Here is a 14,831-nt window from a genome sequence, read left to right as displayed (position 1 = left end):
ATAGGGCATGATTGTGTGATAGGAAGTAATTCTATTATTGGATTTAGCGTTGGAATAGCTGGTGAAGTAATTGTTGAAGATTGGGTAAATATTAGTGGTTTGACTGGAATACATCAGTTTTCTGTTGTTGGTGAACATGCTATAATTAGTGGTTTAAGTCGTGTGGTTAAGGATGTTCCACCTTACGTAATTGCGGCTCACGAACCTTTGCGATTTGTAGGGGTAAATACTGTTGGTTTAAAGAGGAGAGGATTTCATTCTAGTAAGATTGACGAACTTCGAGCAATTTATCGAGTTTTATTTCAGGAAAAGAGAAATACAAGATTTGCTTTAGAATTAATTGCAGAAAAATTTCAAGGAACTATAGAGAGGGATAAGATTTTAAATTTTGTCAAGCAGTCGAAAAGAGGAATTATTAAAGGTTTCGAATTTTAAAATTCTAAATATATATCTTTATAATAAATTATTAAAAGAATCTATTATGGCAGCATATAGTGCAAATTCTAAAGTTGATTTTTATTTTGAAAAATCGGAGAAATGGAAAGAGGAATTAGAGGAACTGAGAGATATTGCTTTGGATTGCCATTTAGTTGAAGAGTTAAAGTGGGGAAGTCCATGTTATACTTTTGAGAGTGCGAACATTGTTTTAATTCATGCTTTTAAGGAATATTGTGCTTTTTTATTTTTTAAAGGGGCTTTAATGAAAGATTCAGATAAAATATTAATTCAGCAGTCAGAAAATGTACAGGCGGCTCGTCAAGTTCGATTTACGAATGTTCAGGATATATTGGATAAGAAAGAAATTCTGAAAAAATATATTTTTGAAGCATCTGAAATTGAAAAGTCAGGACAAAAAGTTGAATTGAAAAAAGTTTCTGAATTTGAAATTGCTGAGGAACTTCAGAATAAATTTGATTCTGATCCTAATTTTAAAAAAGCTTTTTATGCTTTAACTCCAGGGAGACAACGAGCTTATTTGCTTCATTTTTCTCAACCAAAGCAAGCTAAAACTAGAGAAGCCAGAGTAGAGAAGAATATTCCAAGAATTTTGGATGGAAAAGGATTGAATGATTAAAACAATTTTATTGATAAAAGAAAAGCTCCTTTTGAAAGATAGGAGCTTTTTGTTTTTATAGTGCTAAGAGATTTGCTGCTGGATTGTGTTTTTCTTTCGAATAGAAATTATAGATTGGAGCAAAACAGAAGTCATCACCAAACTGATTCCGATGTAGAAAGAGAAATTGACAGATTGACCTTCGTTAAAAAACAAGAAGGCTAATATTATAGAATATATTGGCTCAAGATTAAAAGTGAGATTTATGGTAAAGGCTGGAATTTTTTTAAGTGATTCTGCAAACATTACATAAAGTGCAACAGTACAGCAGGAAGCTAAAATTAATAGATAGAAAATGTCTTTTAGATTTGGAATAAAAGTCTGATCTGGAAAATTGTAAAAATAAAACGGAAGAGCAAAACCTAATACTAAAGTTCCCCCAAGCATCTGATAAAAATTGATTAGTTTGCTATCATAAAATTGAACTAATCTTTCATTGTAAATAGTATACAACGCAGCAAATGCGGAAGAAATTACTCCTAGTAAAATTCCAAGCTGGTATGAAGAATCAAAATGGAAAATTAGACTTATTCCTAGTAAAGTTAGCATGCTTAATAAAACCTGAAGGAGGTTAAATCTTTTTTTATTGAGAATAGGTTCAAAAAAAGCAGTAAAAAAACTTGTCAAGCAATAACATACCACACCAATTGATATGTTAGAATATTTAATGCTGGCATAAAAGAAAATCCAGTGAATGGTTATAAGTACTCCAGCTTTTGAGATTTTTGCTATTTCAGAAAATGATTTTAGCATTTTGAGATTATATATTTTTAGAATAAAAAATAAAATAATCGAAGCAAATAATACTCTATACCAAACTAAGGTAATTTCGTTAAGAGAAATAAGTTTTCCGAAAACGCCAGTAAAACCAGCAAGTAAAACTGCAGTATGCAGTATCAAATAAGATTTTTTCATATATAGTTGTCTATCCTTTTTTTTTTGAAGGATATATTTTGAATATTAATAATTGAATGATGTATGGACACAAGAAATTGGATTGAAATATTCAGTCAAGTGTCAATACTAAGGGCGTATTATTTAATTCAAGGAGGAGGAAGACAACCTTTTAAACTCATGATGAAATTTGGTTTTTGCAAACTTATAAAAAGACTAAGGATTGGAAAAGTTTAAAAAGTTATTTAAATGTGAAACTTGACACTTTTGCTAATAAATTGAACGATCTTATTTTGATTTGACTATTTATTTGTAGAACTTGCATCGATACCCAATCACCTAATTTATAAGATTATTACAATTAATGAATGCCAATCAACCAACTACAGCAATTCTTGAAACCAAAAAGCATTTTGAAATTTTAGACGGATTAAGAGGCATTGCGGCTTTTGCAGTTGTCGTCTTTCATTTTATGGAATGGATTTTTACAGATCCAAGCCAGAATTTTATAGGACACGGATTTCTAGCTGTTGACTTTTTCTTTTGCCTTTCAGGATTTGTAATTGGGTATGCTTATGATGATCGTATTGCAAATATGGGACTTCGTAATTTTTTTATCTCGAGAATTATAAGATTGCATCCGTTGGTTGTAGCAGGATCGGTATTAGGATTGCTGGCTTTTTTATTTGATCCGTTTGGTGGCCATTTGGAATTATACAGTACAGGGAAAATTATTTTGACATTTATTTGTTCCTTATTTCTTATTCCGTTTCCAGTTATTGCCGATCGCGGATTTAATCTTTTTAGTTTTAATGCGCCTGCATGGTCTCTTTTTTGGGAATATATTGCCAATATTGCTTATGCACTTGTGCTTTATAAAATTCGCAGAAACCTCTTAGTAGTTATTACTTTGATTTCTGCAGTGGCAATTTGTTATGTCGGATATAATTCTGGAAATTTATTAGGTGGTTGGAGCGGCCCAACTTTTTGGGACGGTTGCGCTAGAATATCGTATTCTTTTTTGGCAGGATTACTTATTTACCGTTCTAATTGGATTATTAAAAATAAATTAGGTTTTGGCGGATTAACCATTTTGTTATTGTTGGCTTTTATCATGCCATTTTCAGATTGGAATTGGATCTCAGAACCTTTAGTTGTCTTGTTATATTTTCCGTTACTAATTTCTTTGGGAGCTGGAGCTATATTGAAACCTGGATTGAAAAAAGCTTGTGTTTTCTCTGGGAAAATATCTTATCCGTTATACATGACACATTACGCGGTTTTATGGATGTTCGGAAATTATTACACCAATTATAAGCCAGATACAACACAATTGACTTTTATTGTAATAACTTCGGTTTTTTTGCTGGTTGGATTTGCTTATGTAGTAATGGTGTTTTATGATATTCCGCTAAGAAATTATTTGAATATCAAAAGAAAAGAAAAATTGGCGAGACAATAAAAATAAAACCAAAATAGTAAAAAAACTCTATTATTTCTAATAGAGTTTTTTATTTGCTCAAATTGATAGGCATTTAGAATAAGAACAATTCATCACTAAGAAACAACAATTCAGTCAATAAGAATTGATTGTTTTATAGGATAAAAATACTTTTACATCAAAATAAATATAACCAGAACCATGAAGAAAATTTTAAAAATCGCCAAAATTACATGTATTACCCTTTTTACCATTGTTTTACTATTTATTGCTTATCTGTACATCAGCAGTAAAATATTTTTAGAATCTAAAAATGACGAGAACATTAGTTATCTGTCAAAAAATAATGTTCAAGTTTCGGGTTCAATAGATGGGAAATTGTTTGACGCCGATTTTTATAAATCACAAGTTTTCTTACTGGGCGAAATTCATGGTTACGCAGATAATCAAACTATAGATAAAGAAATGCTTTTCTTTTTGAATAAGAAGGCTGGAGTGAAATACTACATTGCTGAGATGGATAGCTTGGTGGCTAAAAGATTAAATTCCTTTTTGCTTGGAAAACAAAAAAATGAAACAGCTTTAAAAGAAGTTGTCGAAACTATAAAGCAGAGAATTCCGCAGCAATCTAGTCAGGAATTATTTGATAAATGGAATTCAATTTATGATTATAATCAAAACTTAACAGATTCTTTAAAAATTACAGTTATTGGAATTGATAAAAACTTTGATGATGAATCTAAAGGCTCAAGAGATGTTGCAATGGTTTCGAACTTCAAAAATGCTATAAAAAAAATGAATATTGAAAACGAAAAGTTTTATGGACTTTTTGGATTTTTTCATACGCTTCAAAAGAAAACAGAATCTGGGAGAGAAACTTTCGCACAAGGATTAAAAGAATCTGGAACTAAAGTTACAAGTTTAGTGAGTTATACGATTGACAGTGAAATGTATCTTCCTAAAAATCCTCAATTTCCAACGCCAGAAGATGAAAAAGTGGATTGGCTAAATGCAGACGGACCACTAATGTTGGTAAAAGGAATTAATGATTTGAAAGAAGTGAGCAAACCAAATGCGATTACTCTTTTCAAACTTGGAGCTGAGAATTCGCCCTATTTGAAATCGCAAAATTTAATAACAGTAAAATCAAGGGCTTTTGGTGAAAACATTGTTCCGTTGAAAGATGCCTCGGCAAATGATTATTTTCAATATGTATTTTTATTAAGAAACTCTAAGGCGCTAACAAAATTGAAATAGTTTTGTAAATGAAAATAGAAAAACCTCCAAGATTTATTTTGGAGGTTTTTTTATTCTCTCTAAGTTAATAAGGTTCTTCGCGTTTGAAAACATACTATATTAGCTCTTTAATCTTATGAAATTTTAATAACCAAAAACAAAAGAGCTTGAAAATTAATAATGTAATTAAGTATGTATTTCTCTTTTTAGCTATTCATACATTCGGACAAAAACCTTCTTTTAAAATCAAATATTCGGAGCAGCTAGCAGTTTTTGTTTTCTTGCAGAATTTATCTGATTATTATCCTGACAATGTTTTTAAGACAGAATTTCAAAAATCAAAATATAATAATAAGAAGTACAAAAGCTTGATTTCAAAATTTGATCAGTTGTCTATTTCGTATAGTTTTCGGTTTGAAGATTTTCCCTATGGTTCAAAGAAAACCATGCAGACACAGGATGTGTTGAAAAAGAATTTGATTGAAACAGATAATCTCAATGACTTCAAACTTCGCTCTGTTGGAATAATTCCTAATAAAACCTTGAGTGATTTGGGAGAATGTATTTCAGAGTTTACGTCAATTTATAACGAGCTGATTTATAATCCGAATAAAGAACAATTTGAAAAGCAATTGGATGAAATCACTAAATATTCTCAAGAACATCACATTGAAGATTACTTTAAAATAGGACTAGTATTTTATAATTCCAGTTGGGATAATTCAATTCCGTTTGAAGCGGCTTTTTATCCGCTGCCGAATTCAAAAGGATTTACGGCTTCTGCATTTTGTAATAATTTTGTTAGCGCTATTCAAACCGATTTAAAATCGCATAAAGATTTGTTTAGCGTAATGATGCACGAAACGTATCATATCGTCTACGACGAACAATCGCTTGAAGTGAAAACAGATATCGATTCTTATTTTAAAGAAAATAAATCAAAGTGCAGCAATTATGCTTATCAGTTATTGAACGAAGTTTTAGCGACGGTATTGGGTAATGGATATGTTTATGAAAAATTGGATGGTAAAATTGATGAAGGAGAATGGTATAATAATAAATATATCAATTTGATGGCAAAAAAGATTTATCCGTTAACCAAAGAATACATCGAGCAAAAGAAACCAATTGATAAGAATTTTATAGATCAGTACATTCAGCTTTACGAAACTAATTTTCCAGATTGGATCAATGAAATTGATAATATAATGACATACCGTTATGTAATTACAGAAAACGAAAACGATTTTAAAACTATAAATAAGATGTTTCGTTATCGTTCAAGAACAGAATATGAAGATCAAATTACAGAAAGCAGTATCGAAAAAATGCAAAATACGCCATTAACCAAAATGGTAATTATCTCAAAAGGAAGCAAAGAAAAAATAAAGCTCTTAAAAGATAAGTTTAAAGAATTGAAAAACTGGAAACCAAGTCCAGATAAAGAATTTACAGAAAAGATTCTTCTTGGTGACAAAAGCCAGTTGATAATTGTAAACCAGAAAAAATCTGATTTAGAAACATTGATCAAATCGATAGAATAAAAATCTAAGTAAAACTATAAAAAAAACTCCAAAATCAGCTGATTTTGGAGTTTTTTATTGGATTTTAGGAACTTGAAAACAAAATAATAGTATATTTGTAACATATAAGTATAGACCATGCTCTATACTTAATTGTTTTGTAAAAAAAAGTAAACCTATGCTTGTAAACGAATTATCAAAAAAAACAGGGTTGTCAATCCACACGATTAGATATTATGAAAATCTAGGAATGATAAAAGGAGTGGCTGATGAAAATGTAAAATCTAACAATTACAAACATTACGACAATAATACTATTGAACGTTTGGAAATTATTATGGAAGCAAGAGAAGTTGGTTTTTCTTTGGCAGAAATAAAAAAAATATTAACCAGTTGGTTTGAAAGTACCGAATCTAAACCAGAAACGCTCGAGCTTTTTCAGACCAAAATAAAAGAGATTGACGATAAAATGAAATATTTTAAGCAGACTAAGAATCTTCTCGAAAAAATATGTGAAAAAATACAAAATGATGATTTATAATAAATTATCGATTGTTGAAAATGAAAATCTATAGAGAACTCCTTAATTAATTAAGGAGTTTTTGTGTTTATGGAAAAATGCAACAAAAAGAATTTTACATAAGATTTGAAGAAACTTTTCAAAGGGAGAATGTTATTTTTCTTTTATTTTTTTATTCCGAATATGAGAAAATAATAGAGGGTTGTGCAAATAGTCTTATATTCGCTTTCGCAATAAAAATCTGAGTTAAAGAGAATCAGTTGTGTTTATTTAAAAGAATTGATCGATTTAAAATTCATAGAATTGAATAGCGTACTAAAATAAATGCCATTATAACCAAAGTTAAAATTAGAAAACTAAATTATGCAAGAAGAAATAACCAAACATTCAAACAAAATTTACAAAGCAGTGAAAAAATCAGAACACACATTGGGTGAGAAAATAAAAGAAATCATTATAGAAATATTCATAATAGTTTTTGCTGTGACGCTTTCAATATCGCTACACAGTTGGAGCGAGCATAAACATCAACAAGAAGAAGTGGCTGCGTTTCTTGCTAATTTAAAGAATAATTTAAAGGATGATATAGAAAGTATCGACAGAGAAGTAAAAGAATACCAAAAGACAAACGACAGCTACGAAAAAATTTTGGCTTTAACGACTTTTCAACTTGACAGTATATATAAGTCTAAAAGTAAAGTCAATTTCCCAATTCATTCACACGGGCAAACATTAAATGTTGGTAATTACGAAGGTTTTAAGTCAAGTGGAAAAATTGGCTACATTGAAGACGAAAAATTAAAACAGAAAATTTTAAACTATTACCAAATATTTGTGCCAGCGGTTAATGAAGTCGATAAAGTATACAATGATTTTTTGTTTAAGTGTTTTGATAAAACCATAGAAAACGCAGATAAACCAGAAGAAAAGTTATATTCAGATCCAAAATATAAAAAGACAATAGAATATCTTGTTACAATAGGTAAGAATAACATTAGGGTTTATAACGAAAACACTAAACCGCTTGCAGTTGAACTTATTAAAGAAATTGAAAAAGAGCTTGCTAAATAAAAAGCGAAATCATAAAAAAAAGCTCCATTATTTCTAATGGAGCTTTTTTTATGACTTTTTTTTAATATTTCCTTTCAAAAGACTTGCCGTTAAAAGAATATATGCCACTCGGATTTGCTCCTCCAAACCATAATTCTCCATTTTTGCTTTTGTAAATAGTCCAAATATGATTGCTTTGTACTCCATCTTCTTTTGTAAAGTTTTTTACAGATTTAAAATCATATTTCCAGATACCAGATCCTACAGTGCCAAACCAGATATTTCCTGAGTTATCCTCTCCAATAGAAAAGACTTTTTCTAGAGAATTCCCTTTAGTATCGTTCTTTTTTAATTTTTGTTGCTCTGTAAAATTGATTGCTTTTTTTCCGTCGTACTTTAAAACTCCCATTCCATTGTTCGCAATCCAGATATTTCCTTTGTTGTCCTCCATTATATTTCGAACGTGTAAAAAACCAGTTTTTGAGTTTAAACCAAGAGATTCGTTATCCAGTATCTTGAAAGTAGAGCCGTTGTATTCTATTACAGCACCATAAGCTCCAAGCCAAACTGCTCCATTTTTACTCTTAATAAATGGCGTCGAAATATAATATTTAAAACCATCCTGTGATTTGGGTGTAACAGGAAAAAGACGATAAGAAAGCTTTTGTCCGTCGTATTGATATATACCAGGAAGCTTTTCAAGTTTATTGTAGCCTTCAATTTGATCGCCTTTAAACCAAAGATCATTATCGTTTAACTTCCATTTGTTTTTTGAGTTATAGTCTCTTTCTGTATATCTAGTTATTTCTTTTCCGTTATAAGTGCTCAAACCTCTTCCGCATTCAAACCAAATTATACCATTTTTATCTTCGTAAATATTTCTAACCTGATTGTCACTTAAGCCATTTTTTGTTGTGAAATAGTGCAATTTTCCGTTTTGAAGTAAACAGACTCCTTCTTGATGACTGCCAAACCAAATATTACCTTTGCTGTCTTCTAAAATTGAACGAATTCCTGTAGTGTATTTCAGTTTTAAAAAAGCACTTTTGTTGTCTTTAAGCTGATTTGATTGATTTTGGTTGTTGCAGGAAATTGTTGTGGCAATCAGAAATGTGTAGCAAAAGTTAGAAATGTATTGTCTAAGTAATTGTGCTTTCATCTTAAAGTTGTTTGTTGAGATAACAAAAATATAAGATAATGAGTTTGTGCAGGAAATTATTCTAAAATAAAAAAAGCATAAAAAAAACTCCTTAATTTCTTAAGGAGTTTCTTGGTGGGCGATGAGGGGTTCGAACCCCCGACCCCCTCGGTGTAAACGAGGTGCTCTGAACCAGCTGAGCTAATCGCCCTATTTTATTAGGTTGCTATCATTTCTGATTGCGAACGCAAATATACGTTTGTTTTTGATTTCTGCAAAGAAATTTAAACTTTTGTGTGTTTTAATATTCTTTGTTAGTCCTCTTATTTAAAAGAAAACTCCTTAATTTCTTAAGGAGTTTTTTGTGGGCGATGAGGGGTTCGAACCCCCGACCCCCTCGGTGTAAACGAGGTGCTCTGAACCAGCTGAGCTAATCGCCCTATTTTACTAGGTTGCTATCGTTTGTGATTGCGAGTGCAAATATACGCCTGTTTTTGAGTTCTGCAAACAAAAATCAATAAAAAATAAAACTTTTTTAAAAATAACTTATATCTATTTGTTTATGAATTTGTTATTAAAAGGATTTTTTTGAGTTTTTTTCTAAATCAAAAGTATATTTTAGTCCAAAGGTAATTCGGCAACAACAAAAGTGCTTCCGCCAGCGTAAATAAAATCATTTTCCGAAGCATTTTTCTTTGCTTCCGCGAAAGCGATTTCCACAGAATCGTATTTTTCTCCTTTCAAATCGAAATTTGCAGCGGCATTTTTTAACGTTTCAGCAGGAAGACCTCTCGAAGAATTCGGACTGCAGAAATAATATTGTGCTTCTTTAGGAAATAAAGGCAAAATAGAATCTAAATCTTTGTCGTTAACAACTCCCAAAACAATATGTAGGTTTTCAAACTTTTCATTTTTCAGCTGATTCATTACAACCGATAATCCGTGTTTATTGTGCGCCGTATCGCAAATAATTTTGGGGTTTTCTCCCAATTGCTGCCATCTTCCTTGTAAACCTGTGTTTTTTACAACATGCAATAAACCTTCTTTCAATTGTTCGATTGAAACTTTAAAATCGGTTTCATTGTTTAGAATTGAAATTGTCTGTTGAACTGTTTTTTTATTATGAAATTGGTAATCGCCAATTAAATCAGATAAATAAATCTGATCAATCAAATCGGATGCGAAAGAAATTGGCGAGTTGTTTTCTTCGGCTTTAGCCAGAAAAACAGGTTTTGTTTCGTCATTATATTCGCCAATAACAACCGAAACATTTGGTTTAATAATTCCTGCTTTTTCGCCAGCAATAGCTTCCAGTGTATTTCCTAAAAACTGAGTATGATCTAAACCAATGTTCGTAATTACCGAAACCAAAGGCGTAATAATATTTGTTGCGTCCAATCTTCCGCCCAAACCAACTTCGATAATCGCAATGTCAACTTTCTCAGATGCAAAATAATCAAACGCCAAACCAACCGACATTTCGAAGAAACTCATATCATTAGCCTCAAAAAAACCTTTGTGTTTCGCAACAAATTCAATAACAAACTCTTCGGAGATTTCTTTACCGTCGATTTTAATTCTTTCTCTAAAATCTTTCAAATGCGGTGAAGTATATAATCCGACTTTATATCCCGCTTCCTGTAGAACAGAAGAAAGCATGTGCGAAGTAGAACCTTTTCCGTTTGTTCCCGCAACGTGAATGCATTTCAATTCCTTTTCAGGATTGCCAAGATGAGCTGCCAATAATTTAATATTCGTTAAATCTTCTTTATACGCAGAAGCACCTTGCAATTGATACATTGGCAACTGATTAAACATCCAATTGGTAGTCTCTTGATAGTTCATTTGTTTAGATAAAATGGTTGTTGATTGAAATAAATTTCGATTTTTGTAGTTTAATATTACAGCGAAAATTATCTTTATTGCAAATTTCAAATATTTTTTAGAATTAATTATTAAAAACCAGAATTAATATATGTTTAGTTTTATTCAGTTACAAACAGATACAATCGCAAATGCTTCAAATGTAGTGGTCGAAAAGATTGCAGCACCGCAAAATGAAATTTCAATGTTTGGGTTCATTATGAAAGGGGGAGTTTTCTTAATTCCGATCGCGATTCTATTGTTTTACACTATTTACCTGATTTTTGAACGTTATATGTACATTAGCCGCGCGTCTAAAATTGACAGCAGATTAATGCAGGATATTGGCGAAAAATTACATTCTGGAAACATCGAATTGGCACGTACAATTGTAGAAAGAAACAATACTGCAGCTGGAAATATTTTAAAAGAAGGAGTTTTGGTAATCGGAAGACCAATCTCTGAAATTGAAGCCAACATGGACCGTGCTGCCGATATCGAAATTGGCGAAATGGAAAGACATTTAGGTCATCTTGGACTTATTGCTGGTATCGCGCCAACTTTAGGTTTCATCGGAACAATTTCTGGAGTTATCAAGATTTTCTACAGCATTTCGGTTACAGAAAATATCAGTATCGGAAATATTTCTGGAGGTTTATACGAAAAAATGATCAGTTCTGGATCTGGATTAATTGTGGGTATTATTGCGTATAGCGCGTACCACTTATTGAACGGAAAGATTGATAATTTTGCCTTAAAAATTCAGAAACAGATTTTAGAATTTGTCAATATAATTCAAAGAGCATAAGCCATGTCTATTAAAAGAAAAAGAAGATTTCACGCCGAAGTTGCGACTTCATCTTTGAGTGACATTATGTTTTTCCTGCTGTTGTTTTTCTTAATTATTTCAACACTGGCAAATCCGAATGTGATTAAGATGACTTTGCCAAAAGCTAAAGCGAATGAAAAGACCAATAAACAGCTCATAAGTTTATCGGTTACAGAAGATAAAAAGTTCTACATTGACAAACAGGAAGTTGATTTCGAAAATCTAGAAACGAGTTTAATGTCAAAAATAGGAACAGATAAAGAACAAACCGTTGTAGTTCGAATTCCATTTAATCTGCAAGTTCAAGACTTAGTAGATGTTTTGCAAATAGGAGTGAAGAACAATTTAAAATTTGTAATTGCCACAAGTCCGAAGTAAAATATTATTAGGGCGTGACCACAATAAAAAAATGGGCCAATCAGGAAAACGTTGATGCGCCCATTTTTTTATTGCGGTCGTCCCGATAGCTATAGGGAGGGCTACTGCGGTAGCTTCCTTCTATCCCTCACGCGAGCAAACGTAATCTAGGTCATTGCGAGGAAATAAGCAATCACGGCAGAATTATCCGCAATCTTGGCCACTGAGAGGAGTGAAGCAATTGGAGTAAAAAATTAGCCACAATCTTGTCATTTCGAGGAACGAGAAATCTCCACAAGTAACTCCGCAACGAAATTCCAATCTTTGTAGAGCTTCTCGTGAAGATTTCTCCTTCGTCGAAATGACAAACTAGGTGAAATGAGTGATTGAAAACAAAACCAATAAAAAAGGCTTTCAGATTCCTGAAAGCCTTTTTTATTGGTTTTATCATTTTAATCCAAACTAAAATTGTAGATAATTTTTCCAACTTGTTTGGCAGCAGCATTTGCATCAGCAGACCATTTTGTATTTAGTGCTGCAATTTTCGCTTGTTCCAATAAACAACTTGCTGTATTTGTTGTTCCCTTTACTCCGGGTGTTGCGCTTATGGTTTTCCCATTTTGATCAACTGTAACTTCTACCACAACTTTCCCTTGTTCGTTGCAAGTGTATTTAGGAGCAGGTTTTGATAATGCTTTTCGTCCATTTAAAGAATATCCAGATCCACCGCCAGAACCGCCGCCGCTTCCAGCTCCGTAACCGCTTCCGGTGCCAATACCATTTCCGGTTCCGTTACCGCCTCCAGTTCCTCCGCCAGAACCACCACTTCCGTAATAACCGTTAGAGTTTAAACTTCCGTTCGATTTTCCTTTGTTTCCAGCAACTTTATCGTCTCCATCGCCACCTTTATTAGAACCTTTCATAATGCTAGCTAAAGCATCGTTTGTTGAATTAGAAACTTTTGGTTTTTCTGGTACAGGTTTTTGTACCGGTTTCTCAACAGGAACAGGTTTTTTAGGTTTTTCTTTTGTCGGAATAACAACGTCGTTATCTGCAGTTGTGTTTTCTTGAGAAATTATGGCTTCTTCCTCTGGCGTTGCTTTTGCAGGCGCTTGCTTTACATTGTTTTTTACATTCAGAACTTCGCTTTTATAATTGGCTCCAGAACCTAAATCACTATCTCCAAAGTTTATGGTTACGCCTCCGCCGCCACCTCCGCCATCGGCGAGAGCGACATTGTTTTCAGGATTATAAGGAGGCCAAAAACGTATAAAAAACAGCAATGCAATGATCACCACATATATTGCAGTAGTAATTAATAAAGATTTCTTTTTGTCTGAAGAAATAGTGAAACTCATTGAATTCTGAATTTTGAAATGTATTATTTTAAAAACGTTTAAAAGTAGTAAAAATTGTTTAGAATGAAAGTGATTGCTTTACTTTGGGAGTAATGTTTTTTAGCTCGCAGATTTAGCAGATCAAGCAGATTTGTTTTGATGCAAAGGATTTAAATAGATGTGCGTAATCTGCTAAATCTGCGGGAAATAAAAAAGGACCAAATTAAATTTGATCCTTTTGAAATAAAATAAAGTATATTTTTTACACCAACTGTTTCAAAGCAATTTCAAAAGCAGTTGCGCTAATATTTGTTTTTGATGCGCTTAAAGCGTGAGCTTTTACAATAGCATTTTTAATTGTTTCTGATGTATCATTAAAAATAGCCTCATCTGTCATTTGAACTTTTTTCTCCATGAAATAAGCAAATACTCTTGCCATTCCGCAGTTTGAAATAAAGTCAGGAATCAAACTTACTTTTTGATCCACTTGTTCCATAATAGAACCAAAGAAAATTTCTTTGTCAGCAAAAGGAACATTCGCACCGCATGAAATCACTTCCAATCCGTTTGCGATTAAGTTATCGATTTGCGCTTGAGTTACCAATCTTGAAGCAGCGCATGGAGTGAAAATCTCAGCACCAATTGTCCAGATTTTAGAATTGATTTCTTCAAACGGAATCATATTCTCAGCAACCAATTTGTTTCCGTCTTTATTTAAAAACAAAGTTCTAATTTCTTCAAAAGAAAAACCTTCTTCTTTAATTAATCCGCCATCGCGATCAATGATTCCGATAACTTTTGCTCCCATTTCAGCTAAATAAAAAGCGGCTGCAGAACCAACGTTTCCGAAACCTTGTACGATTGCTTTTTTACCTTTAATGTCTCCGCCGTAAGTCGTGTAGAAATGTCGAACAGCTTCTGCAACGCCATAACCCGTAATCATATCGGCAACGGTATATTTTCTAGTTACGTCTGGAGAAAATTTAGGGTTTTCAATAACCTTAATTACACCTTGGCGCAATTGACCAATTCTATTGATTTTGTCAGCTTCTGTAGGTCTAAAGTGTCCGTTAAAAACGCCTTCTTGCGGATGCCAAACACCACATTCTTCTGTCATTGGAATAACTTCATGAATCTCATCAACATTCAAATCACCGCCAGTTCCGTAGTAGCTTTTCAATAATGGAGAAACCGCTTTGTACCAACGCTGTAAAACTCCTTTTTTGCGAGGATCGTTTGGATCAAAATTTATTCCAGATTTAGCGCCTCCAATAGCAGGGCCTGAAACAGAGAATTTAACTTCCATTGTTTTAGCCAAAGACAAAACTTCGTTCATGTCTAAGCCTTTTCTCATTCTTGTTCCTCCACCCGCAGCTCCTCCACGAAGTGAATTAATAACAGTCCACCCTTCGGCTTCTGTTTCTGAATCTTTCCAATTGAAAACAATTTCAGGTGCTTTGTTTTCAAATTGTTGTAATAAATCTTTCATTTTGTTGTGATATGTTTATTTTGCGTAAATGTATAAAATA

14 protein-coding genes and 2 tRNA genes (1 of these 16 running past the window's edge) are annotated in these 14,831 nt (G+C 32.4%); 9 read left to right on the top strand and 7 right to left on the bottom strand.

Annotation, left to right across the window (positions count from 1 at the left end; translation table 11 throughout):
- Nucleotides 1-435 carry the 3' portion of an acyl-ACP--UDP-N-acetylglucosamine O-acyltransferase gene (lpxA, locus tag ABTV69_RS02325; protein WP_433833899.1) on the top strand. 339 nt of this gene lie to the left of the window's left edge, so 435 of the gene's 774 nt are visible here — the last part of the coding sequence; the start codon falls outside the window, past its left edge; its stop codon occupies nt 433-435.
- 46 nt (nt 436-481) lie between these two features.
- The gene (locus tag ABTV69_RS02320) at nt 482-1,075 is read left to right on the top strand and encodes a YdeI/OmpD-associated family protein (protein WP_433833897.1); all 594 of its coding nucleotides are present in this window, start codon (nt 482-484) and stop codon (nt 1,073-1,075) included.
- A gap of 63 nt (nt 1,076-1,138) precedes the next feature.
- Here the strand turns inward: ABTV69_RS02320 and ABTV69_RS02315 are convergent, their stop codons facing one another.
- Nucleotides 1,139-2,029, bottom strand: a complete 891-nt coding sequence (locus ABTV69_RS02315) for a DMT family transporter (protein WP_433833895.1) — start codon at nt 2,027-2,029, stop codon at nt 1,139-1,141.
- 343 nt (nt 2,030-2,372) lie between these two features.
- On the opposite strand from ABTV69_RS02315, the gene ABTV69_RS02310 reads away from it, so the two are divergent.
- The 5 genes from ABTV69_RS02310 to ABTV69_RS02290 all read left to right on the top strand — a co-directional run bounded on the left by ABTV69_RS02310 (nt 2,373) and on the right by ABTV69_RS02290 (nt 7,799).
- Complete coding sequence (locus tag ABTV69_RS02310) at nt 2,373-3,470, top strand: acyltransferase family protein (RefSeq protein WP_433833893.1); 1,098 nt, start codon at nt 2,373-2,375, stop codon at nt 3,468-3,470.
- A gap of 180 nt (nt 3,471-3,650) precedes the next feature.
- A complete protein-coding gene (locus ABTV69_RS02305; RefSeq protein WP_433833891.1) occupies nt 3,651-4,706 on the top strand; it encodes a hypothetical protein in 1,056 nt (351 codons plus the stop codon).
- Nucleotides 4,707-4,852: 146 nt separating this feature from the next.
- Nucleotides 4,853-6,229: a hypothetical protein gene (locus ABTV69_RS02300; protein ID WP_433833889.1), complete on the top strand. Its 1,377-nt coding sequence runs from the start codon at nt 4,853-4,855 to the stop codon at nt 6,227-6,229.
- Between the two features lie 157 nt (nt 6,230-6,386).
- A complete protein-coding gene (locus tag ABTV69_RS02295) occupies nt 6,387-6,749 on the top strand; it encodes a MerR family transcriptional regulator (protein ID WP_433833887.1) in 363 nt (120 codons plus the stop codon).
- A gap of 342 nt (nt 6,750-7,091) precedes the next feature.
- Entirely contained in the window at nt 7,092-7,799 is a 708-nt protein-coding gene (locus ABTV69_RS02290) for a DUF6090 family protein (RefSeq protein ID WP_433833885.1), read from the top strand.
- 61 nt (nt 7,800-7,860) lie between these two features.
- On the opposite strand, the gene ABTV69_RS02285 is transcribed toward ABTV69_RS02290, so the two are convergent.
- The 4 genes from ABTV69_RS02285 to ABTV69_RS02270 all read right to left on the bottom strand — a co-directional run bounded on the left by ABTV69_RS02285 (nt 7,861) and on the right by ABTV69_RS02270 (nt 10,761).
- Nucleotides 7,861-8,937, bottom strand: coding sequence for a ligand-binding sensor domain-containing protein (locus tag ABTV69_RS02285; protein WP_433833883.1), 1,077 nt, complete (start codon nt 8,935-8,937; stop codon nt 7,861-7,863).
- Nucleotides 8,938-9,049: 112 nt separating this feature from the next.
- Nucleotides 9,050-9,127, bottom strand: a tRNA-Val gene (locus ABTV69_RS02280).
- A gap of 154 nt (nt 9,128-9,281) precedes the next feature.
- Nucleotides 9,282-9,356 (bottom strand) — tRNA-Val (locus ABTV69_RS02275).
- 178 nt (nt 9,357-9,534) lie between these two features.
- Nucleotides 9,535-10,761: a bifunctional folylpolyglutamate synthase/dihydrofolate synthase gene (locus tag ABTV69_RS02270; RefSeq protein ID WP_433833881.1), complete on the bottom strand. Its 1,227-nt coding sequence runs from the start codon at nt 10,759-10,761 to the stop codon at nt 9,535-9,537.
- Between the two features lie 130 nt (nt 10,762-10,891).
- Here ABTV69_RS02270 and ABTV69_RS02265 point away from each other — a divergent pair, with 130 nt between their 5' ends.
- Both ABTV69_RS02265 and ABTV69_RS02260 read left to right on the top strand, forming a co-directional pair.
- Complete coding sequence (locus tag ABTV69_RS02265) at nt 10,892-11,587, top strand: MotA/TolQ/ExbB proton channel family protein (protein ID WP_433833879.1); 696 nt, start codon at nt 10,892-10,894, stop codon at nt 11,585-11,587.
- A gap of 3 nt (nt 11,588-11,590) precedes the next feature.
- Complete coding sequence (locus ABTV69_RS02260; RefSeq protein ID WP_008464192.1) at nt 11,591-11,986, top strand: ExbD/TolR family protein; 396 nt, start codon at nt 11,591-11,593, stop codon at nt 11,984-11,986.
- 431 nt (nt 11,987-12,417) lie between these two features.
- Here ABTV69_RS02260 and ABTV69_RS02255 read toward each other — a convergent pair whose 3' ends face one another.
- Together ABTV69_RS02255 and ABTV69_RS02250 are read right to left on the bottom strand one after the other, a co-directional pair.
- Nucleotides 12,418-13,323: an energy transducer TonB gene (locus ABTV69_RS02255; protein WP_433833877.1), complete on the bottom strand. Its 906-nt coding sequence runs from the start codon at nt 13,321-13,323 to the stop codon at nt 12,418-12,420.
- Nucleotides 13,324-13,564: 241 nt separating this feature from the next.
- Nucleotides 13,565-14,791 (bottom strand): Glu/Leu/Phe/Val dehydrogenase dimerization domain-containing protein, encoded by a 1,227-nt coding sequence (locus ABTV69_RS02250; protein WP_433833875.1) that lies wholly within the window; start codon nt 14,789-14,791, stop codon nt 13,565-13,567.
- Nucleotides 14,792-14,831: the final 40 nt, after the last annotated feature.

This window comes from Flavobacterium anhuiense, assembly GCF_050990855.1.
Taxonomy (GTDB): Bacteria; Bacteroidota; Bacteroidia; order Flavobacteriales; family Flavobacteriaceae; genus Flavobacterium; species Flavobacterium anhuiense_C.
Note: the sequence above shows the minus strand (reverse complement) of the source record. Positions and strands in the feature narration are given on the sequence as shown.

Bases quoted from the DNA above. Each gene is read 5' to 3' on its own strand.
- ABTV69_RS02315 (WP_433833895.1), bottom strand. From the start codon at position 2,029: ATGAAAAAATCTTATTTGATACTGCATACTGCAGTTTTACTTGCTGGT.
- ABTV69_RS02320 (WP_433833897.1), top strand. From the start codon at position 482: ATGGCAGCATATAGTGCAAATTCTAAAGTTGATTTTTATTTTGAAAAA.
- ABTV69_RS02255 (WP_433833877.1), bottom strand. From the start codon at position 13,323: ATGAGTTTCACTATTTCTTCAGACAAAAAGAAATCTTTATTAATTACT.
- ABTV69_RS02260 (WP_008464192.1), top strand. From the start codon at position 11,591: ATGTCTATTAAAAGAAAAAGAAGATTTCACGCCGAAGTTGCGACTTCA.
- ABTV69_RS02285 (WP_433833883.1), bottom strand. From the start codon at position 8,937: ATGAAAGCACAATTACTTAGACAATACATTTCTAACTTTTGCTACACA.
- ABTV69_RS02250 (WP_433833875.1), bottom strand. From the start codon at position 14,791: ATGAAAGATTTATTACAACAATTTGAAAACAAAGCACCTGAAATTGTT.
- ABTV69_RS02290 (WP_433833885.1), top strand. From the start codon at position 7,092: ATGCAAGAAGAAATAACCAAACATTCAAACAAAATTTACAAAGCAGTG.
- ABTV69_RS02305 (WP_433833891.1), top strand. From the start codon at position 3,651: ATGAAGAAAATTTTAAAAATCGCCAAAATTACATGTATTACCCTTTTT.
- ABTV69_RS02295 (WP_433833887.1), top strand. From the start codon at position 6,387: ATGCTTGTAAACGAATTATCAAAAAAAACAGGGTTGTCAATCCACACG.
- ABTV69_RS02270 (WP_433833881.1), bottom strand. From the start codon at position 10,761: ATGAACTATCAAGAGACTACCAATTGGATGTTTAATCAGTTGCCAATG.
- ABTV69_RS02310 (WP_433833893.1), top strand. From the start codon at position 2,373: ATGAATGCCAATCAACCAACTACAGCAATTCTTGAAACCAAAAAGCAT.
- ABTV69_RS02265 (WP_433833879.1), top strand. From the start codon at position 10,892: ATGTTTAGTTTTATTCAGTTACAAACAGATACAATCGCAAATGCTTCA.